Origin of the sequence: Ensifer sp. LBL (assembly GCF_050435225.1) — a bacterium.
Lineage (GTDB): Bacteria > Pseudomonadota > Alphaproteobacteria > Rhizobiales > Rhizobiaceae > Ensifer.
On sequence record NZ_JBNDJY010000002.1, the window covers coordinates 317,725 to 342,900 of the forward strand.

Below are 25,176 nucleotides of genomic sequence, written 5' to 3' on the forward strand. Positions count from 1 at the left end.
GCCGGAAAACGCCAGTTGGCAATCGGCCATGAAGGAGAAAAATCATGACGCTAGAAGGCAAAGTCGCCCTCGTCGCTGGCGCGACGCGCGGCGGCGGGCGCGGCATCGCGACCGAACTTGGTGCCGCCGGCGCCACCGTCTACGTGACCGGTCGTACGACGCGGCAACAGCAGTCCGAATACAGGCGTCCCGAAACGATCGAGGACACCGCCGAGATCGTCACCAGCCTCGGCGGCAAGGGCATTCCCGTCCAGGTCGACCATCTGCAACCGAAGCAGGTCAAGGCGCTCGTCGAGCGCATCCGCAATGAACAGGGACGGCTCGACATCCTCGTCAACGACGTCTGGGGCGGCGAATTGCTGTTCGAGTGGAACAAGCCGGTCTGGGAGCACAATCTCGAAAACGGGCTGAAGCTTCTGCATCTCGGTGTCGATACCCACCTGATCACCGCCCACTACGCCCTGCCGCTGATGATCGAGAAACCCGGCGGCCTCTTGGTCGAGGTGACCGACGGCACCGCCGAATACAATGAAGAAAACTACCGGCTGTCGCCCTTCTACGATTTGGCCAAGGTTTCGGCCAACCGCATGGCCTGGGCTCACGCCAAGGACCTTTCACCGCACGGCGCCACCGCGGTTTCGATCACGCCGGGGTGGATGCGCTCGGAGATGATGCTCGAACATTTCGACGTCCGCGAAGACAACTGGCACGACGCCACGAAGAACCAGCCGCATTTCATCATTTCGGAAACGCCGCGCTTCGTCGGCCGCGCCATTGCGGCACTCGCGGCCGATCCGGACAAGGCCCGCTGGAACGGCCAGTCGCTGTCGAGCGGCGGGCTGGCGCAGGTCTACGGCTTCACCGATCTCGACGGCTCGCGGCCCGATTGCTGGCGCTATATGCGCGAGGTCATGGAGGCAAACAAGCCGGCCGACGCGACCGGCTATCGCTAGGGCGCACAGCCGCCAAGCCGTCATCGGCAAACTTGAAACGGGGAGCCGGCTCCTATAGTTCGGTGTTTCGGGCAACCCCAGCGCCGCCGCCCGCTTCTGGATGCGGCAGCGCTATCGAGTGTGATTGAACATGGCATCGCGGGATCGGTATTCGAGAAAGCTGGAATGCGCCAAGTGCGGAGCCGCCGGCTTCGCCGAAGCGTCGGAAAACGACAGCGGCAAGGGCAGCAGTCGCGGCTTTACCATCGACGTCATGCCGAAGGGCTTCTCCACCGAGCGCAATTCTCCCGATCCCGCCAAGCACATGGTGCGCTGCCGCTGCGGCAACGTCTTCGCCTTCAAGCAGAAGACCGTCTATGCACCCGGCAGCGAACCGCGGGACTGACGCATCGGGACGTCCCGGCGCCGGCGTTGAGAAAAAATTCACCATCTTGTCTCAACATCGACCCAATCGGCGGTCAGCTATGGCGGCGCGCGTTCAAGAATTGTTGATCGCGAGTGCCAGGGACAAAGGCTTGCAGCCAGGGCTGTCACCGCTTAATCGCTGAACTCAAGGCTGAACCGAGCTGCGTCGAACGCTTCGGGTCGGCACCACGCCACACGAAGGACGCTTGGTGGCGGAAGCATTTCCAGGAGCCCGCATGCGGCGCGAGACGATCAAGAGCCCCTCTTCCGAGACACCCCAGGCCGGCAGGATATTCGCGCAGCTGCGACGGATGCGGCATGCCCTGGCGATCGGCGCGATGGCTCTGGTGCTGTCCGGCTGCATGGCGCTCGACGCCGACGACGTGCGAGAGCCGCCGCCGATCCCGGCAAAGCTGATCGCCGCGATGGCAAAGAACGGCAGCAAGCCGGAAAGCCCGGTGCTGATCCGCATCTTCAAGCAGGAAAGCGAACTCGAGGTCTGGAAGCAGAACAAGCAGGGCCAGTACGCCCTGTTGAAGAGCTACCCCATGTGCCGCTGGTCCGGAAAGCTCGGCCCGAAGACGAAGTCCGGCGACCGCCAGGCGCCGGAAGGTTTCTACCATGTCTCCGCCGGGATGCTGAACCCGAAATCACAATATTTCCTGTCGTTTAACCTCGGCTACCCCAACCGGCTGGAATCGGCGCTCGGCTACACCGGTGAAGCGCTGATGGTGCATGGCGCCTGTTCGTCGTCCGGCTGCTACGCCATGACCGACCAGGGCGTCGGCGAAATCTATGCCGTCGTGCAGCGCGCGCTTGCCGGCGGCCAAGGCACGTTCCAGGTGCAGGCCTATCCCTTCCGCATGACGGCGGAGAACATGGCCAAGCACCGCGACGACCCGAACTTCGACTTCTGGAAGAACATCAAGCAGGGCTACGACATCTTCGCGGCGACGAAGCGCCAGCCGAAGGTTTCGGCCTGCGGACGCCGCTACGTCTTCAATACGGACTTTGCCGACGGCGAACCGTCCGATCCGCTCGCAGCCTGCCCGGCGGCGATCTCCACGCCCGATGCCGGACTGGTGGCGCGGCTGCAATCGGAGGACGCGAAGCTCGCCGGCATGATGGCCAATCAGACCTCGGCGCCCATCAACGCCTATGTCGATGGCGGCATGCATCCGAGCTTCCGGGCGCTTCTTGAGAAAAACGGCGCTGAAAAGCTGGCCGCGAAGATCTCGGGAACTAAGTATCCTATCAGCCGACCCGAAGCGGCGCTGGCGGACCCTTACGCTGGCCTGTGATCGTTCCGTCGGCTGGCGACGCACAATTGACTTAAAGGGTCGGTTGCATCGCCGGTAGCGAATAGAGGACGATCGAGGATTCCATGCCCGAAAGAGAGATCCGCCGCCGCGCCTTCCTGCAGCTTTCCGCCGGGTTGGCGGCCGCTGGTCTCGCCGGCTGCGCCTCGCCGCGGCCCACGGTGACGCGCTCCTACGCGCCGGAACCGGTTCCCGAGACCAATACGTTCCTGGCCGACATGTACGGCGAGAAGCCGAACGAGACCTACCCGCTGCCGGCCATTCCCTACGAGAAGATCGATCCGCGCTTCTATCGCCAGATGGTCGCCGACCCGACCGGGGAAAAGCCGGGAACGCTGGTCGTCGATGTCGGCAGCCACTTTCTCTACCGGGTCTATGAAGGCGGCCAGGCGATGCGCTACGGCGTCGGCCTCGGGCGCGCCGGTTTCGCCTGGGCCGGCCGCGGTGTCATCCAGTACAAGCGCGAATGGCCGCGCTGGAAGCCGCCGAACGAGATGGTGGCGCGCCAGCCCGAGCTGCAGCAATTCAGCATCGAGGCGGGCGGCATGGATCCCGGCCTCAAGAACCCGCTCGGCGCCCGGGCCATGTACATCTTCCAGAACGGCGAGGACACGCTCTACCGCATTCACGGTTCGCCGGAATGGTGGACGATCGGCAAGTCGGTGTCTTCGGGCTGTGTGCGCATGATCAACCAGGATGTCGTCGATCTCTACAACCGCGTGCCGAACGGCACGCCGATCGTGGTCACCGACCTCTCGGGCGGTGGCATGGTGCAGTCCCAGCCGATGCAGGACGCGCAGCCCCTGCCGGATGGGCAACCCCTGCCGGACTCACAGCCGGTGCGGCGGTCGCCGGACTATATGCTGATGGGACCGGACGGACTGCCGCTTCCGCAGCCGCTCTGAGGCAATCCGTCCGGCAAGGGCGCTGAAATTCCGCCAGAGTGTCGCCCGTTACAGGACGAGCAGCGGCGTCTTGCCTCTGACGCGATCATAGAGGTCGATCGCATCCTGCTGCAGCATGCGCACGCAGCCGGCCGACGCATTCTTGCCGATCGAGCGCCACTGCGGCGAGCCATGGATGCGGTAGAGCGTGTCCTGCCCGTTCTGGAAAATATACATGGCGCGGGCGCCGAGCGGGTTGTCGAGGCCCGGATCCATGCCGCCGGCATCGATGCCGTACTTCTTGAGATGTGGCTGGCGCGCGACCATGTCGTCCGGCACGGTCCAGCGCGGCCATTTGCGCTTCCACTGCACCACGGCGCGGCCCTTCCAGGCGCGGCCGGCCGCGCCGAGACCGACGCCGTAGCGGATCGCACGGCCGCCCGGCAGCACGTAGTAGAGGAACATCGTGTTGGTATCGACGACGATCGAATGGGGCGGCTCGTTGGTGGCGTAGGCCACTTCCTGGCGCAGAAACTGGGACTTGATCTCGGTGTACTGGATGCCCGGAACGTCGTAGCCTTCGTCCTTCACCGGGGCGTAGACCTTCGCATAGTCGAAGGTCTTCGTCGGCACGCCCGCCGCATCCGCCGCCTTCTCCGGCGAGCCGCCGTCACCGGCGATCGGCTCGATCAGCTTCGGCTTCGGTTCGGGTTTCGGGATCTGCGTGCAGGCGCTCAAAACAGAGCTGGCGACCACCGCGAGCAGCGACCGGCGGGACAAATTCATCGACACTTTAATTCATTCCAGGGTTGGAGATTTCGGTTGGGAGGATCCGAGGGGAGGCTGTTGGGCCGAACCGTGACCGAAATGTGGTGAAAATCTTTCTTTGACGTGGATCGCTTGCGCGAGGCGGGACTCATCTTCGAAGTGTTGCAGAATTCCCGCGCTCGCCGTCTGCGCTCGCCTAACCGATCGCCATGTCGCCCTTGGTCGGATCCGGAATGACGACGATGGTGCTGCCGTCGCGGACCTGATCGTGAAGGTAGACGACATCCTGGTTGAGCAGACGAATACAGCCGGAAGAGACCGCCTTGCCGATCGAAAACGCCTCGGGACTGCCATGGATGCGGTAGAGCGTGTCCTTGCCGTCCTTGTGGATATAGAGCGCCCGGGCGCCGAGCGGGTTCTTGATGCCCGGAGGCATGCCGCCATTGGCGATGCTGTAGGGTTCGAGTTTCGGCTGGCGCGCCACCATCTCGTCGGGCGGCGTCCAGCGCGGCCATTTGCGCTTGTAGGCGACGATCGCCCGGCCCGACCAGGCAAAGCCCTCGCGCCCGACACCGATGCCGTAGCGCATCGCCCGGCCGCCCGGCAGCACGTGATAGAGGTACTTCGCCGGCGTATCGACGATCAGCGTGCCGGGCCGCTCGCTGGTCGGATAGTCCACCTCCTGCCGCCAGAACTTCGGATCGACTTCGGCGATCTTCACCTCGGGGATCGGAAACTGCTCGTCGAGCATTGCATAGTACATCGGCGGCACCGTCCGGCCGGCCGCCGGGCGGACGGGCGTTACGGCCGCCGCCACCACCGCCGGCGTCGGGCGGGCGGTCGCGCAGCCGGTGACGAACAGCGAGGCCACGCCGACGACGAGGCTGCGGCGGGTCAGCGTGATGCCGGTCTTGTGATCGGCCGTGGAAGAAGAAGGCTCGTGTGCTTCGGTCATATCGGGCATTCAACGATTCGATTGTTGCAATGCCGCCTCAGAGGGAAGTCCTACCTTAAGGCTGCCTTAAGGGAGCGGTTAAAGGATCGCGCTCTCAGAAATGTTAGGAGTAGCGATGCGAGTCCTGATCGTCGAAGACGACGATATCCTTAGAGACGGCCTGAAGGTCGGCCTGGCGCTGGCGGGCTTCACCACCGATGCCGTCGGCACCTGCGACGCAGCCGCTACGGCGCTTGCTGCCAACGGCTTCGACGCGGTCGTGCTCGACCTGATGCTGCCCGACGGCTCCGGCCTCGACATCCTGCGGGACCTGCGCGCCAGGCAGAGCGACATTCCGGTGCTGCTGTTGACCGCACGCGACACCGTGCGCGACCGCGTCGCCGGCCTCGACACCGGCGCCGACGACTATCTCGGCAAACCCTTCGACCTCGACGAGGTCGCCGCCCGGCTTCGGGCGCTGGCCCGACGCTCCAGCGGACGGGCGACCGCCGCGCTGGAATGGTCGACGCTCAGGCTCGATCCGGCCAGGCAATCGGTGGAACAGGCGGGCAAGCCGGTGCAGCTGTCGCGGCGAGAATACTCCATCCTACATACGCTGATGGCGCACCCGGGGGTGATTTTCTCCAAGACCAAGCTGGAGGACAAACTCTACGGCTGGCAGGAGGAAATCGAGAGCAATGCCGTCGAGGTGCACATCCACCATCTGCGCAACAAGCTCGGCCCGGGACTGATCGAAACCATCCGCGGCATCGGCTACCGGCTGGGCGGAGCCGGCTGATGCAATCGCTGCGCGCCCGGCTTTTCGCCATCCTCCTGATCACGACGGGCCTTCTGTGGCTGTCGGCCACCGTCTGGATCTTCCTCAGCACCCGCGCCGAAGTCGAGCGTGTGCTCGACGCGCGGCTGATGGAGGCGGCGCGCATGGTGAATTCGCTGATCGTCAGCCCCGACATGATGAAGGAGGAAGGCGACACCCCCGCCAGCCGCCCGGCACAGAGCGCGATCCGGATCCCGCTGCTGGAGCACCCGCATTACGACCGCCAGCTCTCCTGTCAGATCTGGTCGCTGGATGGAACCTTGATCGGCAAGTCGGACAGCGCACCCGACACGACGCTTGCGCCCCATGCGATGGGCTTCTCCGAAACCGTCATCAACGGCGAGACCTGGCGCGTCTTTGCGGTGGAGAATGCCAGCCTCGGCGTGCGCGTGCTCGTCGGCGACAACCTGCGCATCCGCGACCGGCTGGTCAACGACCTGGTCAAGGGGCTGCTACTGCCGGCGCTGCTGATCATTCCGCTTCTGGCCGTCTTGATCTGGCTTTGCGTCGGGCGCGGCCTCGCGCCGCTGCGCAAGCTTGCCGGCGACCTCGCCGCGCGCGAAGCTTCCGACCTGCACGCGATCGAGGATACCGGCACGACGCGCGAGATCAGCCCAGTGCTGAAATCGCTGAACGGCCTTTTTGCCCGCGTTGCCGGCGCCCGCGAGCGCGAGCAGAACTTCATCGCCTTTGCCGCCCACGAATTGCGCACGCCGCTCGCCGGCCTGAAGACGCAGGCGCAGGTGGCACTCGCCAGCGACGACGGCGAAATCCGCGAAAAGGCGCTCGGGCAGATCGTCGCCGGGGTCGACCGTACCGGCAAGCTGGTGCGGCAATTGCTCGACATCGCCTCGGTCGAAGCCACCGAGAGCGCCAGGCCAGCAGCCGGTTTCGATGTCGGCGAGATGCTGGCAGGTCTCAGGACCGAACTTGCCGGTCAGCCCCATCGCGTCGATGTCGTCATCGACGCGGCGATGTCCGGTCTGCGGATCAGCATCGATCCGGACCTCTTCCGGCTCGCGGCGCGCAACCTGCTCGAAAACGCCGTCAACCATTCGCCACCGGGCGCAACGGTTCGCTGCCGCGCCGAGCGTCGGGACCAGCATCTGGTGATCGCGATCGACGACGAGGGCCCCGGAATCCCCGAAGAGGAAATGCCGCGCGTGACGGAGCGCTTCTTCCGCGGCCGGTTCAAGGCGGCTGCCGGCAGCGGGCTCGGCCTCAGCATCGTCGAGCGGGCGCTTGACCGCACCGGCGCCGAACTCGAACTGCGCAACCGACCGAGCGGTGGCCTCTCGGCCCGCATCGTGTTTCCTTAAGCCCTCGCGCAATGAGCGAGCCGGGCTGTTTCGAGCAGCAGCGGGATGCGGGCGAAAACCGCACCCGCCTTCTTCTGATATCGCTCTAGGCGCTTTTCCGCATCGGCGGGTCCGGCAGCGGCACGGCGGCCATCAGCGCCCGGGTATAGGCGTCCTGCGGATCCTCGAACACGGCCCGGCGCGTTCCCATCTCGACGATGCGGCCGCCGCGCATGACGGCGACATGGTGAGACATCCGCTCGATCACGGCCATGTCGTGCGAGACGAAGAGATAGGCAAGGCCCATCGTCTCCTGCAGTTCGAGCATCAGATCGAGCACGCGAGCCCGAACCGAGACGTCGAGCGCTGCCACGCTTTCATCCGCAATGATCAGCTTCGGATTGACCGCCAGCGCGCGGGCAATGCAGATGCGCTGTCGCTGCCCCCCGGAAAACTCGTGCGGATAGCGGCTGGCGGCATCGGGCCCAAGGCCGACGCGGCGCAACAGGTCGGCGACGCGATCCGTGCGTTCGCTGCGATTGCCGATGCCATGGATGAGCAGCGGCTCGGCGACCGCCGCACCGACGGCCATGCGCGGGTCGAGCGAGGCATAGGGATCCTGGAAGATCATCTGCGCGGACCGGCGCACCGGCCGCATCTGGCGCTGCGACAGCGCGCCGATCTGCTGGCCGTCGATCGCCACATCGCCATCGAATGGAATGAGGCCGAGCACTGCCTTGCCGGTGGTCGACTTGCCCGATCCGCTTTCGCCGACAAGCCCCAGCGTTTCGCCGGGGAAGATGTCGAAGGAAACGTCGCTGACGGCGGCCGCCTGCTTCTTTCCGCCCAGAAGGCCGCCCGGTTTCTTGCCGTAAAAGACGGCAAGGTCGCGCACCGAGAGGACCGGGCTTGCGGTGCGCGGGCCCGCTGCCGCAGCCTCGGCGGCAATACGCGGTGGGCCGTCGGTGCCGGCATGCGCCCCGAGCCGCGGCACGGCCGCCAATAGCTCCTGGGTGTAGCGCTCGCGCGGCGAGCGGAAGATCGGCAGCACGTCGCCCTGCTCGACGATGCGGCCCTGCTGCATGATGACCACCCGGTCGGCCATCTGCGCGACCACGCCCATGTCATGCGTGATGAGCACGATCGACGCGCCGAATTCGCGCTTCAGCTCCTTCATCAGCGTCAGGATCTGCGCCTGCACGGTGACGTCGAGCGCCGTCGTCGGCTCGTCGGCGATCAGCACCTTGGGTCGGCACGAAAGTGCCATCGCGATCATCACGCGCTGCCGCATGCCGCCGGAAAGCTCGTGCGGATATTGGGTCATGCGCCGCGCCGGCTCGGTGATGTGCACCGCATCCAGCATGCGCAGGGCGACGGCGCTCGCCGTTCCCCCCTCGGATCCCTGATGCTCGCGGATGGCCTCGGTCAGTTGCTCGCCGATCGACATCACCGGATTGAGCGATGTCATCGGCTCCTGAAAGACCATGGCGACATCGCCGCCGCGCACGCTGCGCATCGCGCTGTTGGAGAGCTTCGAGAGTTCGCGCCCTTCGAGCTTGATGCTGCCGGAGGCGATCCTGAGCGAAGCTTTCGGTAGCAGCCCCATGACGGCGAGCGAGGTCACGGATTTGCCCGAGCCGCTCTCGCCGGCAATGCACAGCGTCTCGCCGCTCATGAGGTTGAAGCTGACGGCATCAAGGACCCTTCGCGGTCCTTGCGGCGTCAGCGCATCGACACAGAGGCCATCGATGCCGAGCACGGGTACGGCCGTTGTCACGAAAAGACGATCCTCGGGAAGTAGAAGGAAACGACCCAGTTCGGAGCGTCGACGATCTCGCTGATGCGGAGATCGCCGCAGACCGAGCAGAGCAGATAGGCATCGACAGGGCTGAGGCCATGTTCGGCGCTAAGCAGGTCGATCATGCGCATCAGGCTTTCGCGCGCGCCGGTCATCAGATCCGGGCCGATGCCGGTCGTCACCTCGTAGCCGGCGGCATCCAGATGGCGGGTCACCGGACCCGGCGTGGTGAAGCGAGGGCTTGCGAGACGCGCGTCCTTGACGAGTTCGATCGTCGCTTCCACCTCCATCTGGCTTTCGATCGCCGTGCCGCAGACTTCGCCGTCGCCCTGCGCCGCGTGCGTGTCGCCGATCGAAAACAACGCGCCCTCCACCTCGACCGGCAGATAGAGTGTGACGCCTGATGTCAGATCGCGAATGTCGAGATTGCCGCCGACCCGGCGCGGCGGCACGACGGAATGCAGGCCGGGCTCTGCCGGTGCCACGCCGATCGTGCCGGCAAACGGTTTCAGCGGCACGCGCCCGCCAGGGCCGTAAAGCGCCGGCGCCATGGTGTTGGCATCATAGGACCACATGTGCAGCGCCGGATCGGTGAACTGATCGGCAAGCAGGCCGAAGCCCGGAATGTTGGCCGTCCAGCCGACGCCCGAGGGCACAAAGCGGCGGATCGTCACCTTCAGTGCGTCGCCGGGTTTTGCGCCTTCGACATAAACAGGACCCGTCACCGGGTTGATCCTGTCGAAATCGAGCGAGGCCAAGGTCTCGAGCGTCGAGCCGGCGCCAAGCTGGCCGCCGGAGGAATCCAGGCATTCGAAATGGATGGTCTCACCGGGCTTGGCGATCAGCGTCGGCTTGAAGTCGCGGTTCCAGCCGAAATGGTGCTTGGCGCGATGGATGGTGTGTGTGCAGGCAACGCACATGAACTCTCTCCCAAACGTAAGAAGGGCTCCCCGAAAACGCGTCCCGGGGAGCCCGCCGCTTATTGCTTCACGAAGATGGCGTCGTAGTTGATGACCCGGGTCGGATCGACGTAGATCTCGCCCTCGCCGCCCATGCGCGGCGACTTGGCAACGACGCGGCGCTCGTTGGTGACCGGCACCCACGGCGCATCGGCCATGATGTCGGTGAAGATCTTGCCCCACTCCGCCTGGCGTTCGGCGGCCTTTGCCGGATCCGACATGGAGTCGGCTGCGACCGCGCGCTTGTCGAGCGCCTCGTTGCAGTACCACGACCAGTTCCAGCCGCCCTGGACAGCACCGGAGCAGCCAAGGATCGGGCCATAGAAGTTCGACGGATCCGGGAAGTCGGCGATCCACGCCATGCCGCCCGACCAGATCATCGGCGCTTCGCCTTCCGTGCCGCCGGCGGCAATGACGTTGGCCTGGGCCAGCGCCCGCACCTCCGCCTTGATGCCGATGGCGGCCAGATCCTGCTGGATCGCCTGGGCGATGCGCGGCTGCGGATCGGTGTTGGTCGAATAGAGCACCGTCTCGAAACCATCGCCATGTCCGGCCTCGGCGAGCAGCGCCTTCGCCTTTTCAACGTCATAGCCATAGCCGGTGAAGGCCTTGTCATAACCCGGCATTAGCGGCGGCAGCGGCTGGTTGGCAGGCGTCGCGCGACCATTGAGGATGCGGGTGATACGCTCCTTGTTGATCGCCATGTTGACGGCCTGGCGAACCTTCACGTCGTCGAAGGGCTTCACCTTGGTGTTGAGCGTGACATAGCCGGTATGCAGCTGCTGCCCGTCGACGATGATCTCGGCGCCCTCGGGCGAGTTCTTGATTTCGAGGAACTTGGCCGGCGGAATGCCGTCGCCGGCAATATCGACCTCGCCCTTTTGCAGTCGCAGCAGAGCCACCAGCGGCTCCTGGCCGACCTCGACCGTGAACTTGTCGATATGCGGCATGTCCTTGACGAAATAGTCGGGGTTGCGCTCGAAGGTCAGGCTCTGGCCGACGGTCCAGTCCTTGAGCACGAAGGTGCCGGAGCCGACCGGTTTCTTGCCGAAGTCGCCGGCAGCAGCCTCGACCGCTTCCTTCGGAACGACCGAGGCGAAGTTGACGGCGAGCACGTGCAGGAAGGTGGCGTCCGGGCGCGACAGGTGGAAGACCACGGTCGCGTCATCAGGTGCCTCGATGCCTTCCAGCGTTGCCGCCTTGCCGCCCGACAGGTCGTCGAAGCCCTTGATCGCGCCGAAGAAGCCGGCACCCGGTCCTTGGGTCTTCGGATCGACCGCGCGTTCGATCGAATATTTCACGTCCGAGGCGACGATCTCGCGTCCGTTGGTGAATTTCACGCCCTTGCGCAGCTTGAACGTATAGGTCAGGCCATCCGGCGCGACCTCGAAGGTTTCGGCGAGCGACGGCACCAGCTCGGTTGTGCCCGGCTTGTAGTCCATCAGGCGCGAGAACAGGCTCTTGATCATCGACCAGTTGACCCAGTCGTAACCGATGGCGGGATCGAGCGTGGCGATATCGTCCTTGTAGGTGATGACGATATCGCCGCCCTGTTTCGGCGCATCCTGTGCAAGGGCCGAGAGCGGCGCTGCGAGCAGTGCTGCAGCGACGGTTGAAGTACGAAGCCAGCTTTTGAACATTGTTGTTCCCCTTTTTGGTTGGTTTCGGATTAGCGGGCGCGGATGCGCGGATCGATGAGCGGGGCGACGAGGTCGGCAAGGAGGTTGCCAAGCACGATCGCTAGCGCCGAGACGAGCGTCACCCCCATGATGATCGGGATGTCGACCTGCTGGATCGCCTGCCAGGCGAGCTGGCCGATGCCCGGCCAGCCATAGACGGCCTCGACGACGACGACCCCGCTCATGAACTGGCCGATATCGATGCCGATCATGGCGATGACGGGCAGAAGCGCGTTCGGCAGCGCATGGCGAAAGATGATGCGGAACGACGACAGGCCCTTGGCGCGTGCGGTGCGCACATAGTCCTGGTTCAAGACGTCGATCATCGCCGAGCGCACCATGCGCGCATACCAGCCGGCACCGAGGATGCCGAGCGTCAGCGCCGGCAGGACCACATGGGCGAAGCTGCCGAAGCCGCTCATCGGGAACCAGGCGAGCGTGACCGCGAAGACATAGAGCAGCAGCAGCGCAGCGACGAATTGCGGCGCCGAGACGCCGACGAAGGACGCCATCATCACCAGCCGATCGACGAAACCGCCGCGCCGGATGGCGGCGACGACACCGAGAAACACCCCGAGCAGGACTTCGACGAAGATACCGGCCGCCATCAGGATCAGCGTTGCCGGCAGGCGCGCCGCGATCAGCGTACCGACATCGGTCTTCTGCGCGTAGGATCGGCCGAGGTCGCCCTGCACCAGCCCCTGCAGATAGCTCCAGAACTGCACGAGCAGCGGCTGGTCGAGCCCGAGTTCGCGGCGGATATTGGCGACCGTCTGCGCCGTGGCGCTGCGCCCGGCGATCATGCGCGCCGGATCGGCCGGAAGCGCGTAGAGCAGCAGGAAGGTGATAGCAGCGACGCCAAGCAGGATGAGCGCGGTCTGGACGAGACGGCGCAGCAGGAGAAATGCCATCTCAACCCCTCCCGCGTTGCGTCGGGTCGAGGATATCGCGAAGCGCATCGCCGACCAGGTTGAAGGAGAGCGCGGTCAACAGGATGACGGCGCCGGGGATGAAGACCAGCCAGGGGGCAGCCTGAAAGTAGCTCTGGCTTTCGAAGATGATGTTGCCCCAGGAGGGCGTCGGCGGCTGCACGCCGATGCCGAGGAAGGAGAGCGTCGCTTCGAGCAGCACGGTCGTTGCGATGCCGAGCGTGCCCCAGACGATCGCCGTCGGGATGAGATGCGGCAGGATGTGGTGAAACAGGATGCGCCCGTGGCCGGCACCGAGCGAGCGCTCGGCGAGGATGAAGTCGCGCTCGACGAGGCCGCGGGTCTCGGTATAGACGATGCGGGCGACCTGGACCCAGTTGACGAGCGCGATCACCATGGCGACGATCCAGAGGCTCGGGCGCAGCAGGGCGGCAAGGACGATCGCCAGCAGCAGCGCCGGAAAGGCCATCATCAGATCGGTGAAGCGCATCAACGCGTTGCCGACGAGGCCGCGCAGATAACCCGAGAGAATGCCGATCATCAGTCCGATCGAGACGGCGACGCCGTTGGCAACGAGGCCGATGACCAGCGACGTTCGGGCGCCGTAGAGCAGGCGCGAAAAAAGATCGCGGCCGAGCGTGTCGGTGCCGAGCAGGAACTGCGCGCTTGGCGGCAGCGGCGCGCCTTCGAGCGTCAGCCCGTCGAACATCTGCTCGTCCGGGCTATAGGGCGCAATCAGCGGCGCGGCCAAAGCGAGCAGGACGACCAGCGCCACGACGACGAGACCGAACAGCGCCGCCGGCTGCCTGAACATGGATTTCAGAACCTGCATCAACCGGCCTCCGGCAGCGGCTCGGCACCGCCGAGGATGGAACCGGCGACCTGCTCCATCGACAGGCGCTTCTTCATCGCGCAATTGCGCAGGATGCCGTAGGCCCGCTCCTCGTCGACATGACAGGCTTGGCCGATCTTCTGTACAGCGGCGTGAACGAGCGGGCGCATGCGCACGCGTTCTTCGAGATGGGCGACCTTGTCGGCAACCGCCCGGCGTTCCTGATGGATGCCGACGGCCATGACCAATGCCGGATAGACCGCCGACGAGGCGACGGGTTTGGCGATGATCGCCGCAGCCCCCTGCCCCATCGCCCAGGCGACCCGGCCCGGCGCTTCCGAGCCGAGCAGGGCGATCAATGGCCGCGGCGCCTGTTCGTCCTTCCAGGGCAACAGCCCGCTCCAGCCCTGGTCGGCGTCGACGAGGATGATATCGGGCAGGTCGCGCGCATCGAGCGGCTGCCATTGCACGCTGACGTCGAAGCCGAAGAGCTTGAGCTGTCGCACGAGCCGCTCCGTCGTCTGGTCTTCGCGGTGCAGGATCGCCGCACGCCAGCCGGTGAAGTTCGGTGTTTCCCTCATGAGACGATCCGCAATTGGGGCGCCTTGCGCTTGCGCTGGCCGGTCAGATAGGGGTCGGCGGCAATCGACGGCAGCGACGTGACGATGTTAAAGCCGCCGTCGTCGCTGATGCGGCCGAGATGGAACGGCAACGCCGCATGGTGGGTCTGCGAATCGATCCTGAGCGGGCCGAGCACGCTCTGATGCGGCGCGGCCGAAACAAGCTGCGTGATCGTCGCGGGGTCGTCGATGCCCGCCTCGATGATCGCCTCGGCGCAGAGCTTGACGGAAGCATAGGCGCTGGCAAACAGGCTGGAAATGCGCCGCCCGGGTCCGAAGCGACTGGCGACGCGCAGCTTGAAGGCCGCATTGTCGGGCGAGACCACCGTGTCGAAGTAGGAAGCGGCGCACAGCTGGCCGGTCGCGACCCCGAGGCCAATATCCGTCAACTCGCATTCCTGCAGATCACAGCTGACGACCGGGCAATTTTCTGGGCGGAAGGCAGGATTGCGTTCGGCCAGCGCCCGGATCGCCGCATGGAAGGCGTAGCTCGAAGGGCCGACGAGGTTGTTGAGGATGAAGCTCGGCCGACGCTGCTCGATTTCGGCGACGATGCGCTCGACCGCGGTTTCCTCGAGCGGCAGGTAACGCTCGCCGAGGATGGCGCCGCCGGTCTCCTCCACCAGCTCGCGCGCCAGGCGGTTCATTTCCCAGCCCCAGACATAGTTTGCGCCGATCAGATAGGGCCGGTTGCCGAAACGCGGCAGCAGATAGTCGAGCAAGGGCAGCAAATGCTGGTTCGGGCAGCCGCCCGTATAGATGACGTTGTCGTTGGCTTCGAAGCCCTCATAGGGGCACATGTACCAGAGCAGGCCGTCGTGCTTTTCGACGAGCGGAATGACCTCCTTGCGGGCGAGCGACGTGATGGTGCCGATGATGTGGCGACATCCGTGATCGCGCAGCAGCGATCTGGCGCCTTCGAGATAACGGTCGATATTGGCTTCCGGATCGATGAAAACAGGCTCGATCCGGCCCGGATGGCTTGCCGCAATCTCCTCGATCGCCAGTTCCGCGCCGTCGCGACAGTCGCGACCCATCGTCCCGTAGGGCCCGGTGGTCGAATAGAGGATGCCGATCTTTACCGCGCCGCTCATGTACCCGCCAAAAACCAAAAACCCCACGACGCCGGGCCCATCGAAGATGGGGGCATCATGGGGCGAAACTGCCCGTCGACCATCGAGGTCATGTGAATGGATTGATCATGCTCAATCTGAGAGCATGATTAAGATACGGGCAATCGACGGCTGTCAAGCAAGGATTGGCAAGCTCGCGCCCGATTGTGCGCAACTTTACACACAGAGCCGGGCGGAGCCCCGCAATCAAGCGCCACTGCTGCGTGGAGGGACGTACGAAGAAATTCGACCGGCCCGCGTGCGAGCCGATCGAGTGTCCATGACGGTCAGAACTTGCGGCTGATTGCGATCTTGAAGTTGCGGCCGGGCATCGCCGAGATCCCGTCGCTGAGATAGGGCTCGTAATATTTGTCGAAGATGTTGTCGACGGCGAGATGCACTTCGCCACCTTCCATGAAGCCCGATGTCGGCGTCCAGTCGAGGAAGAGGCCGTGCACCGCATAGCCGGCGCTCGGCGGGCGCGCGTAGGTCTGTCCGCCCTGGTTGTAGGGTGTGCGGTTCTGGTCGTCGACGAAGGTGCCCGTCCAGCCGAAGGCGAGATCCCGGTCGGGCACCTTGATCCCGGCGGTCGCGATCACGGTCAGGGGCGCCAGGTCGTTGATATAGGTGTCCGGGCCCCAGACGTTGTTGACGGCTCCGGTCCGCTCGCCGGTCATCCAGGACACGCCGAGATCGCCGAACAGGCGCTCGGCCTCGTAATGCGCCTGCCACTCGATGCCGCGGATATCGTAGGACGGCGTGTTCCAGTAGAACGGCACGTTGCCGGTAACGTCGGCGAGGTTGGCCGTGCCGAACCGGCGCGTTACCGGGTTGGAGACGTGGTTGTTGTAGACCGAGATGCGCGTCGACAGCATGTCGTCGGTCGTCAGCACGTCGTTGAAGCTGAAGTCGACGCCGATGTTGAAGGTGCTGTTGCGTTCGACCTCCAGGCCGCGGCTGGTGCCGGACGCCTTGGTGAGAGCGCTCTGGGTCGAATAGAGCTCGTCGATGTTGGGGACCCGCATCGCATAGGCCCAGTCGGCGAAGAACCGCACGGACGGCGTCGCTTCCCATGCCAGGCTGATCGCCGGCGTCACACCCTGGTGGGAGACTGCGGAATAGTCGTGGCCGGCCAGCGGATTGTTAAAGCGCGGCGCCGCGTTCGGCACGCCCTTCGAACGCACATGGTCGTAGCGCAGGCCGGGCGTCACGGCAAACGTGTCGGTCAGGTCGATCCGGTCGCGGACGAAGGCGGCAAAGGTCTTTTGCGTGCCCTCGGGCATGAACCACGGGGCGTAGTAGCCGTGGTTGTACTGGGCCTGGGTGCGGTTGGCGATGTCGTACATCCAGATGTCGCGGTCATGATCGAGGTACTGAATGCCATAGTTCAGGCTGTGCGACAGGCCGCCGAGCGTGAAATTGGAGGTGTTCTCCGCTTCGAACTTGATGTCGGTGTAGGTGGCGTCGTTTTCGTAGCCGCCGACGGATGCGCTGGGGTTGAGCCCCGGAATGTCGGGCCGTTTCGCATGCTGGCCGGTCGACGAGAAGCTTCCCATCATGCGGTAGTTCACCAGGTCGCTGTCGCCGGTGTAGGTGTAGGTGAGCGTCGAGGTGAAATCCTCGATTTCGCGCCAGGTGAGCAGCCGGCGCATCGCTTCCTTGTAGCCATAGCGGGTGATGTTGTAGTCCGACGGCGCCGACTGGCCGCGGATAGCGGCCACGGGTCCCCAATTGTCGTTCTGGCCGTAGGCGACCGTGCCCCTGATCTCGTGACCGTCATATTCGGCACCGACATTGGCGAGCAGGGTGGTCAGCTTCGAGTTGGAATAGTTGTAGACCTCGCCACCGCCGACGCGCATGTCGTCGCTCTTGCGCCACGTGCCCGCCAGAAGGCCGTCATAGGTGATGGGGCCGCCGAAATCCGACTTTCCGTAGAGCGCGCCGGTTTCGAGAAACTGCTTGTTGGCGCTCTGGAAACCGGACTTGGCCCAGACGCCCCATTCTTCGCCCGGCCGGAGCATGTCGGCCGCGTCCTTGGTTTCCATCAGCACCGTGCCGCCGAAGCCGCCATTGCCGTAGCGCACCGACGTCGCGCCCTTTTCGATCTCGACGCGCTTGAGCAGTTCGGGCTCGATGAAGACGGTGCCTTGATCGTATTTCTCGAAGTTCTTCGGCGCGCCGTCGAGGATGATACGAACGTCCGACTGCCGGGCAAAGCCGCGGATGGCGAGCGTCTGTCCCTCGATACGCACGCCACCGCCCATCGACACGCCGGGCGTCTTCTGCAGCAATTCCGGAAGGCTCGATGCCTGGGCCTTTTCGATATCCTCGGCGTCAAGAACAGCGATGTTCGGCGCACGGTCACCGTCCTTGGCGTCGCCGCGGGCGACGATGGGTGCGAGCTTCGTGCCTTCGCCGTCTGCCGGCGTCGCGGCCTCCACGGCACCCATCAGCTTCACCGTCGAGCCGCCGACGAAGCGATAGCGGACACCCGTTCCACTCAGCAGCCGCGCCAGCGCTTCTTCGGCCGTCATCTCGCCGGAAAGGCCTGGCGTCGTGACACCTGAGGCGACCGAGCTGTCGAACACCAACTGCAGCTTGAGCTGCGCGGCCAGGCGGTTGACGGCAGTTGTCAGCTTGCCCGCGGGCACGTCGACCGGGTACCGCAACGCATCTTGCGCGAGCGCGACAGTCGTGGCGAGGGCAAAAACGGTGCCTGCCATCAGCAGGCTGAAAATTCCGGATTGGCGGCGGCGGCCGGTCGTATTCGAATATGGCATGATGGTTCCAGACAGAGAGATGGCCGAAACGGCCGGGGTCTGGTTTCTGGACGAACGAGGTGCCGGTTCAGGGACACCTCGTCCTCGATTTTTTTAGCGAAGGATCGTGACGTAGGGGCCAATCCGGGTGATTTTGACGTCGAAGGCTTCGGCAAGACCTTGCAATGCGCCGACGGGATCGGAGAGATCGAAGCTGCCGGACACCCGCCTGGCGCCGACGCCGGCATCGGCGATCAGGATCTTGCCGGGAACGTAGCGCCCGATTTCCTCGACGACCGAGGCGATCGTGCGTTCCTCGAAGACCAGGCGCCCCTGTCGCCATGCTGCCGCCACGAACGGATCGATCGGCGTGATATCGCCGAGCCGGCCGTCATGGTCGTAGCTGGCCTGCTCGTTGACCGCGACGCGGCGCGGCGACATCGCCATGTCCGTCGCGACCGATACCGCGTGTTCGATCACGGTGACGCTGGTGCCGTCGTCGGTAAGATTGACGTCGAATGCCGTCCCCAGTGCGGTCGTCGTGCCGCCTCCAGCCTCGACGACAAAGGGTCGGCTGTTGTCGGCTGCGACCTGGACGAAGGCCTCGCCACGCAGCAGCACGATCCGCCGCTCGGCGGACGTGAACCGATAGGCGACGGCGGACTGGGCGTTGAGCTGTAGGGTCGAACCATCCTCAAGGGCAAGGATCGGCCGTTCGCCCTTGCCGGCGATGACGTCCGCCCGCATCCACATGGCGCCGTCGAGCGCAAGAAAGAGCCCGGCGCCGATGGTGATGATGGCCGCCAGCGCTGTCACGGTTTTTCGCCGCGTCCCGGTTGCTGTCGCAGCCTTTTGGGCAAATTCCGGTTCGCGCCGGATCAACAGCGATGCGTCGCCGATCGCCCTTTGGGCGCGTGCAAAAATCTCGGCATGGGCAGGATCCTCCGCGCGCCAGCGTTCGAAGGCGAGCCGCAACGCTTCGTCGTCTGGATCGCCCGTCAGGCGAACCAGCCAATCCACCGCCTGCTCGCGCACCCGCCTGTCACGCGCCGTCACAACACCTCCTCCAACCGGTCGAGGCAATGCAGATAGGCCTTGCGCAGATGGCGGTCGACCATGTTGCGGCTGATGCCCATGCGCATGGCGATTTCGTCCGAGGTGAGGTTGCCGATGCGGCTTGCGAGAAAGACGCGCCGCCGCTGCAGCGACATCTCCATGATCGCCCTTTTCAGGATCATCAGTCGCCGGGGAAGATCGATGTTGGCGTCGGGTGCGGCGATATCGCTGGCGACCGCCAGGGCGTCTTCTTCGCTGCCGGAGAAAAGTTTGAGCTCAAAGCGGTCGCGCCGCAGCCGGTCGATGCCGAGATTGGCGCAAGCGCGGCGCAGAAACGCCCTGAGCGACGACTTGTTCTCAAGCGGCGTGCGCCGATCGACCAGCCGGACATAAAGCTCGTGCACGACCTCGTTTGCGGTGGCCGCCTGGTGACCACGTCGCCGCGTCATGGCGCAGAGTTCGTCGTAGTAGGCCACGATCGCGTCGTCGAGCATCAAATGCGAAGCTGATTTCTCTGGCATGACAATTTTCAGGGCCGATCCGGAGCCGTCGGCAGAGCGAAGATGAAAGACATGGCGCGGCGCGCATGAGGCAGCGCCGGCGTTCATTAGCGCGTCCTCGCAGCACACACAACAAATATGAGTATTGTACTCATCTTTTATTTCCGAGACCGCCGGCAATGCAACTAGCTCGAAAGGAGGCGTTGACCTCAGGGCTCAGAGTGAGACCCTCAGTCAGGGTTCACGCCGGTGATCTGCTAGAGCCAGATTTCCGGGTGACAAGAGCCGAAAGGAGAAAGTCATGGCAGGAAACGGCAGCCTCAACGGAAAGTGCTTCTGCGGCGCAGTCGAGATCGAAGTGAGCGGCGATCCGGCCGCCATGGGCTATTGCCATTGCAGTTCCTGCCGCAGCTGGTCGGCAGGCCCGGTCAACGCCTTCACGCTCTGGCCACCGGAAAAGGTCAAGATCGTCAAGGGTGCGGACAATCTCGTCGGCTACCAGAAGACGGCGACGAGCGTACGCAAATGGTGCAAGGCCTGCGGCGGGCATCTCATGACCGAGCATCCGCTGTGGGGTGTCACCGACGTCTTTGCCGCGGCAATCCCGGCGCTGGCCTTCAAACCGATGCTGCACGTCAACTATCAGGAAACGGTGCTGCCGATGAAGGACGGCCTGCCGAAATATCGCGACTTCCCGCCGGCCTTCGGCGGAACGGGCGAGATGATGGCGGAATAGAGCGCAATTCCGGACGGAAAACCGCTGCGCACTTTTCCTGGAATTGATTAAGCCGGCGCGGTGCCCGCCAGATAATGCTGCAGCGCCGTGCGGGTATTGACGAACAGGCGGTCGGGGCCGAGCTGGTCGGCAAAGCCGGATGCGCGCACATAGGCAAGCACGTCCGGGTTCAGCTCGGCCAGCCAGACGGTGACGCCGTGTTCGCTGATGCGGCGCTCGCCCTCCATCATCATCTGCAGCGCCGAATATTCGATGTCGAAAACCCGGCTCATGTCGAGCACGACAACCCGGGGCTTCTGTTTTGCGACGAGCATCTGCGCCTGATCGGCCACCTGCTGGGCATTGCCAAAGAAGAGCCGTCCCTCCGGCCGGATGATCAATAGCCCCTCGAAGGTCTCGTCGTCGGGGTGCTCGGGCGAGAGCGGCCGCAGCCGATCGGTGCCGCGCTTGCGCCCGACGACATAGACCTTTGCGGAGGCCGCCTGGCGCGCGAGCCCGATGAAGGACAGCACGATCGCGACGATGATGCCCTGCAGCGTGCCGAAGAAGAGCACACCGAGGAAGGCGGCCAGCGCCCAGTGAAACTCCATCAGCCGGACCTTGCGGACGGAGAGGAAATCCGCCGGTTTGATCAGCCCGACCGAGTAGACGATGACGATGGCCGCAAGGACGGCCTGCGGCAGCAGACCGAGAAGCGGCGCCAGCACCAGCATGGTCGCCGCCGCGGCCGCCGCGGTGACCAGCGACGCCATCTGGCTGTGGCCGCCGACAGCCCGCACCACGGCGGTTTGCGACGTACCGCCGCCGGCGCTCATGGCGCCGAAGAATGCGCCCGCGAAATTGGCAGCCCCCGTCGCCAGCAATTCCCGGTTCGCCCGGATCGGCGGATCGGAGGGCGCGGCAAAGGCGCGGCCGGCGGCAATGGTTTCGGTGAAGCTCATCAACGCGATGCCGAGCGCGCCCGGCAGCAGCTCCCGGACGAGGCCGAGGCTCGGAAGCGTCAGCGACGGCAGGGACTGCGGGATGAAGCCGACGGTGGAGACGCCGAGCGCCTGCAGCCCGGCAAACCAGGAAAGCGCGATGCCCGCGGCCACGGCCAGAAGCGGCGCCGGCGAATGCGGCCAGAGCCGTTCCATCGCCAGCAGCGCCACAAGCGCCGCGGCTGCAATCGCGAGCGTCAGCATCGAGGCCTCGGACAGGTGGCCGGCGATGCTGAGGATATCGCGGAAGAAACCTTCCTTGGTGATGTGGATGCCGAGCAGCTTCGGCACCTGATCGAGCACGATGACGAGGCCGATGCCGGCCTTGAAGCCGATCAGTACCGGCGACGAGATGAAGTTGGCGACGAAACCGAAGCGCAGCAGCGATGCGAGGAAGAGAAGCGCCCCTGTCAGGGCGGTCAGCGTCGCGGTTGCCGTCAGCAGCTTGGCGGGATCGCCGTCGGGGACGGCAAGGCCGAGCTGCGTGCCGGCAAGGATCGCAAGGGTGGTGGTCGACGAAACGCTCAGGACGCGGGAGGTGCCGAGAAGCGCATAGATGATCATCGGCACGAAGGCGGTGTAGAGACCGACGCTGACCGGCAGGCCCGCGACCGTGGCATAGGCCATCGCCTTGGGCAGGACAACGGCAGCGGCCGTCAGGCCTGCGATCACGTCGAGCCGCAGGCCCGCGGAGAGACCGCGGCCGTCGCTGGCAAGTGAATGCTCATGCGATGCCATCGGGATCGTCCTTCGGCAGGAGATTCATGAGATCCTTCTAAATCGATAACACTCGGCCAAAGCGGTTGCAAGAAATGCAATTGTCCGCATCGTACCTTACCTGCCGGCCGGCAAAACAGGCGCTGGAAGCCGTCCCGACTCAGGTCTATCCTGATCGCGGCAGCTCGCATCGAGAGGGGATTTCGACGACGGGAAACGGGCCTTGGGTGGAGCGTTACGAGGGCGTGGCTGGTTCGCATCGGGCCTACCCGCGAGAGGGAGGATTGCGGTGGCAGAGTCTCAACGCCGGCGGCAGACGAAAAGAATGCGACGCCGGTTCTTCTTCAATCTCTACCAGCAGCTTCAGCTGCTCTGGCCGATCTTCTCGGCGATCCTGATCGTGATGGTCGGGGCCGGTATCATCATCTGGCGTATCGAAGACTGGCGGCTCGACGAGGCGCTTTACTTCACCTTCGTCACGGGCCTGACCATTGGCTATGGCGACATCACGCCCAAACATCTGAGCGCGCGGGTGCTGGCACTGGTGATCGGCTTTTCCGGCATCGTCCTGACCGGCCTCGTCGCAGCGGTCACCGTACAGGCGCTGAACGAGACCAGCCGGGATGAGAGCGACGACCCCTGAGAGGTCGGGCCGGCAAGCCCCACCTCCCCGCGGCACCTGGTTTCACGGATCAGCCAGCGACGAACCGCCCTTCCGATACGATCTCCGACAGCGCCTTGCGCGGGCTAGGCTGCTCGCGCTGCTGCAGCGCTTGCGGCAGCAGCGCCTTGTCGCCGAGGCGCCCGATCGCGACGGCCGCTTCGATCCGGAAGTTCTCCGGCACGCCAAGCTCGGCGCGCGCCCGCTCATAGTCGAGACCGGCCATGCCGTGCGCCTGCCAGCCGGAATGGGCGGCCTGCAGCGCCAGCGCACCCCAAGCGGCCCCGGCGTCGAAGGAATGGGTGTAGGACGGCACTTCCTCGCTGGCGCCCGGCGGCAGCAGAGAGGTCTTCGACAGCACGAAGATCAGCGCCGAGGCCTCTGCTGCCCAGCTCCGGTTGAACTCGTTGAGGAGGCCGAGCAGGCTCTCCCAGCCTTCACTGCCGCGGCGCGCATAGACGAAATGCCAAGGCTGGGCATTGTAGGCGGACGGCGCCCAGCGGGCAGCCTCGAGAATCTGAAACAGGTCGGGCTCGGAAATCTCGGCACCCGAATAGGCGCGCGGAGACCAGCGCTCGAGGAAAAGCGGGTTGATCGCATAATCTGCGACGCGGGAATTCACATGCAATGTCATGGGGGTGTTCCATTCATCGACGGCGTTTCGCCGTCACTTGGGGTCATTGTTGGCGGGTTTGATCACCGACGGCCGAAGCTTTGATAGCGATCGCAGCGGCTTTTCAAGGTCGAAATCTCCTCGGAGAGTTCGGCGATACGGTCCTTGAGTTCGTGGACCGTGCCATCCTCGATATCCTCGAAACCAAAACAATCGCGTGCCTCGTGCAGTTCCAGCCGGCCCTGCAGGACCTCGCGGATCGCACTCAAACGCTCATATTGCCGCAGCATGCTCATCATGGACCTCATCTCAGGCGGCCGCCGCAAACCTGCGTCGACCGGACATCACCGATGATTATCCACTTAACTAGTAGATTAAAGGAATTCTGACCCAAAGAGCGGGCAGGTCGTGAAAAACTGCTCCCCGACGACGACGCTGCGTCGCGGGCATGAAAAGACCCGGGCGGTGGGAGGTCCGCCCGGGTCTTTCGAAATCATCCGGTAGGGCGAAATCACGTGGTCGGGAGGTCGTGCCCCTCGGGGCGGTTGCCGTCGAGAAAGCCCATATCTCGCTTCAGGTGATCCGACAGATCCCTGACGTCGACGACATCGGTCGTCCGGCTCTTCCTCGCGAACAGGAACGCCAGCCAGGAACCGACGGAAAAATCGTTTGTCGACGAAAAACTACGTACTTGAATGGTTGTCATAGCCGTCATCCTCTTCATCAATCCGTCTAATGGACGGACCTTGAAAATGGTTGTGGGCGGCATCAACTTCCAATCGAATATCGGTCACCATGCATAAGGCCATTTAATGCATAAGACACTTCCGCTCCCACCATTGACGGCGATACGCGTCTTCGAGGCGGTCGCGCGCCATGGAAGCTTCACCAACGCCGCAAGCGAACTCGGCATGACGCAAGCCGCGGTGAGCTATCAGATCAAGGTGCTTGAAGATCGGATCGGCGCGCCGGTATTCCTGCGCCGCCCGCGCCAGATCGCGCTCACCGAGGTCGGCCAGCGGCTCGCCCCAGTGGTGACGCAGGTCTTCGAGCAGCTCAGCGAAGCCTATGTAAACGCGCGCGGCGGCGCCCAGGGAACGCTGGTCATCAGCACGATCGCGACCTTTGCCTCCAACTGGCTGGCGCGGCGCCTCGGCTCGTTTCAGATCGCCCACCCCTCGCTTGCCGTGCGCCTTCAGACCGAGCCGCATCTCGTCGACTTCAGCCGCGAGGAGGTCGATATCGGCATCCGCTCGGGCCGCGGCGCGTGGCCGGGACTTGCGGCCCACCGGCTGATCGACGCCGACTTTTCACCGATGCTGAGCCCGGGCCTTGCGGCCAGCATCGGCGGTGTGAAGGAACCGGCCGACCTGCTGCGGCTGCCGCTTCTCGACCCCGGCGATCCCTGGTGGGCGCGGTGGTTTGCCGCCGCCAACGTGCCGGTGGAGGGGCTTGCGAGCCGGCCCGGCGCCAGCATGGGCGCCCAGGTCTATGAGGGGAATGCAGCGACCGCCGGACAGGGCGTGGCGATCCTGACGCCGGCCTTCTTTGCCGCGGAACTTGCCGACGGGCGCCTGATCCAACCCTTCGATCTGCTCTGCGACGAGAGCCAGGCCTATTGGCTTGTCTATCCGGAAAGCCGGCGAAACTCCCCGAAAATCAGCGCCTTCCGCCAGTGGATTCTCGGCGAGATCGGCCAGCAAAAAGGGTGAAGACGGCTGTCGCAGCAGGGTGGTCTTGCGTCTCGACGGCCCCCGGGAATTTTCCTGCGCCCCGGAACCCTTCGGGCCACCGGGGAGTTGCACCCCCGTAGCGACCAGAGCGAG

At 64.8% G+C, this 25,176-nt stretch carries 25 protein-coding genes; 9 read left to right on the forward strand and 16 right to left on the reverse strand.

All coding sequences use genetic code 11. From position 1 onward, the window contains the following. Positions 1 to 44 precede the first annotated feature (44 nt). The 4 genes from OKW20_RS08725 (at position 45) to OKW20_RS08740 (ending at position 3,582) form a co-directional block, all read left to right on the forward strand. Complete coding sequence (locus tag OKW20_RS08725; RefSeq protein ID WP_429171542.1) at positions 45 to 953, forward strand: SDR family oxidoreductase; 909 nt, start codon at positions 45 to 47, stop codon at positions 951 to 953. Positions 954 to 1,083: 130 nt separating this feature from the next. Continuing rightward, a complete protein-coding gene (locus OKW20_RS08730) occupies positions 1,084 to 1,338 on the forward strand; it encodes a hypothetical protein (RefSeq protein WP_043622555.1) in 255 nt (84 codons plus the stop codon). A gap of 331 nt (positions 1,339 to 1,669) precedes the next feature. After that, on the forward strand, positions 1,670 to 2,659 hold the full coding sequence (locus tag OKW20_RS08735) for a hypothetical protein (protein WP_429172300.1): 990 nt from the start codon (positions 1,670 to 1,672) through the stop codon (positions 2,657 to 2,659). Positions 2,660 to 2,742: 83 nt separating this feature from the next. Further along, positions 2,743 to 3,582, forward strand: coding sequence for a L,D-transpeptidase (locus OKW20_RS08740; RefSeq protein WP_192450164.1), 840 nt, complete (start codon positions 2,743 to 2,745; stop codon positions 3,580 to 3,582). A gap of 48 nt (positions 3,583 to 3,630) precedes the next feature. On the opposite strand, the gene OKW20_RS08745 is transcribed toward OKW20_RS08740, so the two are convergent. Together OKW20_RS08745 and OKW20_RS08750 are read right to left on the reverse strand one after the other, a co-directional pair. Continuing rightward, positions 3,631 to 4,347, reverse strand: a complete 717-nt coding sequence (locus tag OKW20_RS08745; protein ID WP_043622551.1) for a L,D-transpeptidase — start codon at positions 4,345 to 4,347, stop codon at positions 3,631 to 3,633. A 178-nt stretch (positions 4,348 to 4,525) separates the two neighbouring features. After that, on the reverse strand, positions 4,526 to 5,284 hold the full coding sequence (locus tag OKW20_RS08750; protein ID WP_429171545.1) for a L,D-transpeptidase: 759 nt from the start codon (positions 5,282 to 5,284) through the stop codon (positions 4,526 to 4,528). Positions 5,285 to 5,399: 115 nt separating this feature from the next. Between OKW20_RS08750 and OKW20_RS08755 the strand changes: the two genes are divergently transcribed. After that, complete coding sequence (locus tag OKW20_RS08755; RefSeq protein WP_402324874.1) at positions 5,400 to 6,062, forward strand: response regulator; 663 nt, start codon at positions 5,400 to 5,402, stop codon at positions 6,060 to 6,062. Continuing rightward, the gene (locus OKW20_RS08760; protein WP_429171548.1) at positions 6,062 to 7,420 is read left to right on the forward strand and encodes an ATP-binding protein; all 1,359 of its coding nucleotides are present in this window, start codon (positions 6,062 to 6,064) and stop codon (positions 7,418 to 7,420) included. Before OKW20_RS08755 ends, OKW20_RS08760 begins: the two co-directional genes overlap by 1 nt. Before the next feature lie 85 nt (positions 7,421 to 7,505). On the opposite strand, the gene OKW20_RS08765 is transcribed toward OKW20_RS08760, so the two are convergent. The 10 genes from OKW20_RS08765 to OKW20_RS08810 all read right to left on the reverse strand — a co-directional run bounded on the left by OKW20_RS08765 (position 7,506) and on the right by OKW20_RS08810 (position 19,664). Then, the gene (locus tag OKW20_RS08765; protein ID WP_429171550.1) at positions 7,506 to 9,176 is read right to left on the reverse strand and encodes an ABC transporter ATP-binding protein; all 1,671 of its coding nucleotides are present in this window, start codon (positions 9,174 to 9,176) and stop codon (positions 7,506 to 7,508) included. Continuing rightward, entirely contained in the window at positions 9,173 to 10,117 is a 945-nt protein-coding gene (locus tag OKW20_RS08770; RefSeq protein WP_429171554.1) for an acetamidase/formamidase family protein, read from the reverse strand. Before OKW20_RS08770 ends, OKW20_RS08765 begins: the two co-directional genes overlap by 4 nt. Positions 10,118 to 10,176: 59 nt before the next feature. Continuing rightward, positions 10,177 to 11,796: an ABC transporter substrate-binding protein gene (locus tag OKW20_RS08775; RefSeq protein WP_043612906.1), complete on the reverse strand. Its 1,620-nt coding sequence runs from the start codon at positions 11,794 to 11,796 to the stop codon at positions 10,177 to 10,179. 29 nt (positions 11,797 to 11,825) lie between these two features. Beyond that, entirely contained in the window at positions 11,826 to 12,746 is a 921-nt protein-coding gene (locus OKW20_RS08780; protein ID WP_034805440.1) for an ABC transporter permease, read from the reverse strand. A 1-nt stretch (position 12,747) separates the two neighbouring features. Next, the gene (locus OKW20_RS08785; RefSeq protein ID WP_429171558.1) at positions 12,748 to 13,596 is read right to left on the reverse strand and encodes an ABC transporter permease; all 849 of its coding nucleotides are present in this window, start codon (positions 13,594 to 13,596) and stop codon (positions 12,748 to 12,750) included. After that, positions 13,596 to 14,177: an ANTAR domain-containing response regulator gene (locus tag OKW20_RS08790; protein ID WP_043612912.1), complete on the reverse strand. Its 582-nt coding sequence runs from the start codon at positions 14,175 to 14,177 to the stop codon at positions 13,596 to 13,598. Before OKW20_RS08790 ends, OKW20_RS08785 begins: the two co-directional genes overlap by 1 nt. Continuing rightward, the gene (locus tag OKW20_RS08795; RefSeq protein ID WP_429171560.1) at positions 14,174 to 15,310 is read right to left on the reverse strand and encodes a transporter substrate-binding protein; all 1,137 of its coding nucleotides are present in this window, start codon (positions 15,308 to 15,310) and stop codon (positions 14,174 to 14,176) included. Before OKW20_RS08795 ends, OKW20_RS08790 begins: the two co-directional genes overlap by 4 nt. A 305-nt stretch (positions 15,311 to 15,615) precedes the next feature. Further along, positions 15,616 to 18,108 carry a TonB-dependent hemoglobin/transferrin/lactoferrin family receptor gene (locus OKW20_RS08800; protein ID WP_429171562.1) on the reverse strand — a complete coding sequence of 831 codons (2,493 nt, stop codon included), beginning with the start codon at positions 18,106 to 18,108 and terminating at the stop codon, positions 15,616 to 15,618. 93 nt (positions 18,109 to 18,201) lie between these two features. Further along, positions 18,202 to 19,143 (reverse strand): FecR family protein, encoded by a 942-nt coding sequence (locus OKW20_RS08805; protein ID WP_429171564.1) that lies wholly within the window; start codon positions 19,141 to 19,143, stop codon positions 18,202 to 18,204. Beyond that, complete coding sequence (locus OKW20_RS08810) at positions 19,140 to 19,664, reverse strand: RNA polymerase sigma factor (protein WP_429171566.1); 525 nt, start codon at positions 19,662 to 19,664, stop codon at positions 19,140 to 19,142. Before OKW20_RS08810 ends, OKW20_RS08805 begins: the two co-directional genes overlap by 4 nt. A 280-nt stretch (positions 19,665 to 19,944) precedes the next feature. Here OKW20_RS08810 and OKW20_RS08815 point away from each other — a divergent pair, with 280 nt between their 5' ends. After that, complete coding sequence (locus OKW20_RS08815) at positions 19,945 to 20,379, forward strand: GFA family protein (protein ID WP_429171568.1); 435 nt, start codon at positions 19,945 to 19,947, stop codon at positions 20,377 to 20,379. A gap of 47 nt (positions 20,380 to 20,426) precedes the next feature. On the opposite strand, the gene OKW20_RS08820 is transcribed toward OKW20_RS08815, so the two are convergent. Next, positions 20,427 to 22,097, reverse strand: coding sequence for a SulP family inorganic anion transporter (locus tag OKW20_RS08820; protein WP_429171570.1), 1,671 nt, complete (start codon positions 22,095 to 22,097; stop codon positions 20,427 to 20,429). A 304-nt stretch (positions 22,098 to 22,401) separates the two neighbouring features. Between OKW20_RS08820 and OKW20_RS08825 the strand changes: the two genes are divergently transcribed. Then, on the forward strand, positions 22,402 to 22,719 hold the full coding sequence (locus tag OKW20_RS08825; protein ID WP_192450149.1) for a potassium channel family protein: 318 nt from the start codon (positions 22,402 to 22,404) through the stop codon (positions 22,717 to 22,719). Positions 22,720 to 22,768: 49 nt separating this feature from the next. Here the strand turns inward: OKW20_RS08825 and OKW20_RS08830 are convergent, their stop codons facing one another. From OKW20_RS08830 to OKW20_RS08840, 3 genes are all read right to left on the reverse strand, one after another. Next, positions 22,769 to 23,371: a nitroreductase family protein gene (locus tag OKW20_RS08830; protein ID WP_429171573.1), complete on the reverse strand. Its 603-nt coding sequence runs from the start codon at positions 23,369 to 23,371 to the stop codon at positions 22,769 to 22,771. A gap of 62 nt (positions 23,372 to 23,433) precedes the next feature. Continuing rightward, a complete protein-coding gene (locus tag OKW20_RS08835) occupies positions 23,434 to 23,649 on the reverse strand; it encodes a hypothetical protein (protein WP_371742633.1) in 216 nt (71 codons plus the stop codon). Between the two features lie 212 nt (positions 23,650 to 23,861). Further along, positions 23,862 to 24,056 carry a hypothetical protein gene (locus OKW20_RS08840; RefSeq protein WP_043612968.1) on the reverse strand — a complete coding sequence of 65 codons (195 nt, stop codon included), beginning with the start codon at positions 24,054 to 24,056 and terminating at the stop codon, positions 23,862 to 23,864. Positions 24,057 to 24,162: 106 nt separating this feature from the next. Here OKW20_RS08840 and OKW20_RS08845 point away from each other — a divergent pair, with 106 nt between their 5' ends. Then, positions 24,163 to 25,062, forward strand: coding sequence for a LysR substrate-binding domain-containing protein (locus OKW20_RS08845; protein ID WP_429171575.1), 900 nt, complete (start codon positions 24,163 to 24,165; stop codon positions 25,060 to 25,062). Positions 25,063 to 25,176: the final 114 nt, after the last annotated feature.

What these genes read in the sequence shown, in the direction of transcription:
- OKW20_RS08725 (WP_429171542.1), top strand. Translation starts at nt 45, where the DNA reads ATGACGCTAGAAGGCAAAGTCGCCCTCGTCGCTGGCGCGACGCGCGGC.
- OKW20_RS08730 (WP_043622555.1), top strand. Translation starts at nt 1,084, where the DNA reads ATGGCATCGCGGGATCGGTATTCGAGAAAGCTGGAATGCGCCAAGTGC.
- OKW20_RS08735 (WP_429172300.1), top strand. Translation starts at nt 1,670, where the DNA reads ATGCGGCATGCCCTGGCGATCGGCGCGATGGCTCTGGTGCTGTCCGGC.
- OKW20_RS08740 (WP_192450164.1), top strand. Translation starts at nt 2,743, where the DNA reads ATGCCCGAAAGAGAGATCCGCCGCCGCGCCTTCCTGCAGCTTTCCGCC.
- OKW20_RS08745 (WP_043622551.1), bottom strand. Translation starts at nt 4,347, where the DNA reads ATGAATTTGTCCCGCCGGTCGCTGCTCGCGGTGGTCGCCAGCTCTGTT.
- OKW20_RS08750 (WP_429171545.1), bottom strand. Translation starts at nt 5,284, where the DNA reads ATGACCGAAGCACACGAGCCTTCTTCTTCCACGGCCGATCACAAGACC.
- OKW20_RS08755 (WP_402324874.1), top strand. Translation starts at nt 5,400, where the DNA reads ATGCGAGTCCTGATCGTCGAAGACGACGATATCCTTAGAGACGGCCTG.
- OKW20_RS08760 (WP_429171548.1), top strand. Translation starts at nt 6,062, where the DNA reads ATGCAATCGCTGCGCGCCCGGCTTTTCGCCATCCTCCTGATCACGACG.
- OKW20_RS08770 (WP_429171554.1), bottom strand. Translation starts at nt 10,117, where the DNA reads ATGTGCGTTGCCTGCACACACACCATCCATCGCGCCAAGCACCATTTC.
- OKW20_RS08775 (WP_043612906.1), bottom strand. Translation starts at nt 11,796, where the DNA reads ATGTTCAAAAGCTGGCTTCGTACTTCAACCGTCGCTGCAGCACTGCTC.
- OKW20_RS08780 (WP_034805440.1), bottom strand. Translation starts at nt 12,746, where the DNA reads ATGGCATTTCTCCTGCTGCGCCGTCTCGTCCAGACCGCGCTCATCCTG.
- OKW20_RS08785 (WP_429171558.1), bottom strand. Translation starts at nt 13,596, where the DNA reads ATGCAGGTTCTGAAATCCATGTTCAGGCAGCCGGCGGCGCTGTTCGGT.
- OKW20_RS08790 (WP_043612912.1), bottom strand. Translation starts at nt 14,177, where the DNA reads ATGAGGGAAACACCGAACTTCACCGGCTGGCGTGCGGCGATCCTGCAC.
- OKW20_RS08795 (WP_429171560.1), bottom strand. Translation starts at nt 15,310, where the DNA reads ATGAGCGGCGCGGTAAAGATCGGCATCCTCTATTCGACCACCGGGCCC.
- OKW20_RS08800 (WP_429171562.1), bottom strand. Translation starts at nt 18,108, where the DNA reads ATGCCATATTCGAATACGACCGGCCGCCGCCGCCAATCCGGAATTTTC.
- OKW20_RS08810 (WP_429171566.1), bottom strand. Translation starts at nt 19,664, where the DNA reads ATGCCAGAGAAATCAGCTTCGCATTTGATGCTCGACGACGCGATCGTG.
- OKW20_RS08815 (WP_429171568.1), top strand. Translation starts at nt 19,945, where the DNA reads ATGGCAGGAAACGGCAGCCTCAACGGAAAGTGCTTCTGCGGCGCAGTC.
- OKW20_RS08820 (WP_429171570.1), bottom strand. Translation starts at nt 22,097, where the DNA reads ATGGCATCGCATGAGCATTCACTTGCCAGCGACGGCCGCGGTCTCTCC.
- OKW20_RS08825 (WP_192450149.1), top strand. Translation starts at nt 22,402, where the DNA reads ATGCGACGCCGGTTCTTCTTCAATCTCTACCAGCAGCTTCAGCTGCTC.
- OKW20_RS08830 (WP_429171573.1), bottom strand. Translation starts at nt 23,371, where the DNA reads ATGACATTGCATGTGAATTCCCGCGTCGCAGATTATGCGATCAACCCG.
- OKW20_RS08835 (WP_371742633.1), bottom strand. Translation starts at nt 23,649, where the DNA reads ATGATGAGCATGCTGCGGCAATATGAGCGTTTGAGTGCGATCCGCGAG.
- OKW20_RS08840 (WP_043612968.1), bottom strand. Translation starts at nt 24,056, where the DNA reads ATGACAACCATTCAAGTACGTAGTTTTTCGTCGACAAACGATTTTTCC.
- OKW20_RS08845 (WP_429171575.1), top strand. Translation starts at nt 24,163, where the DNA reads ATGCATAAGACACTTCCGCTCCCACCATTGACGGCGATACGCGTCTTC.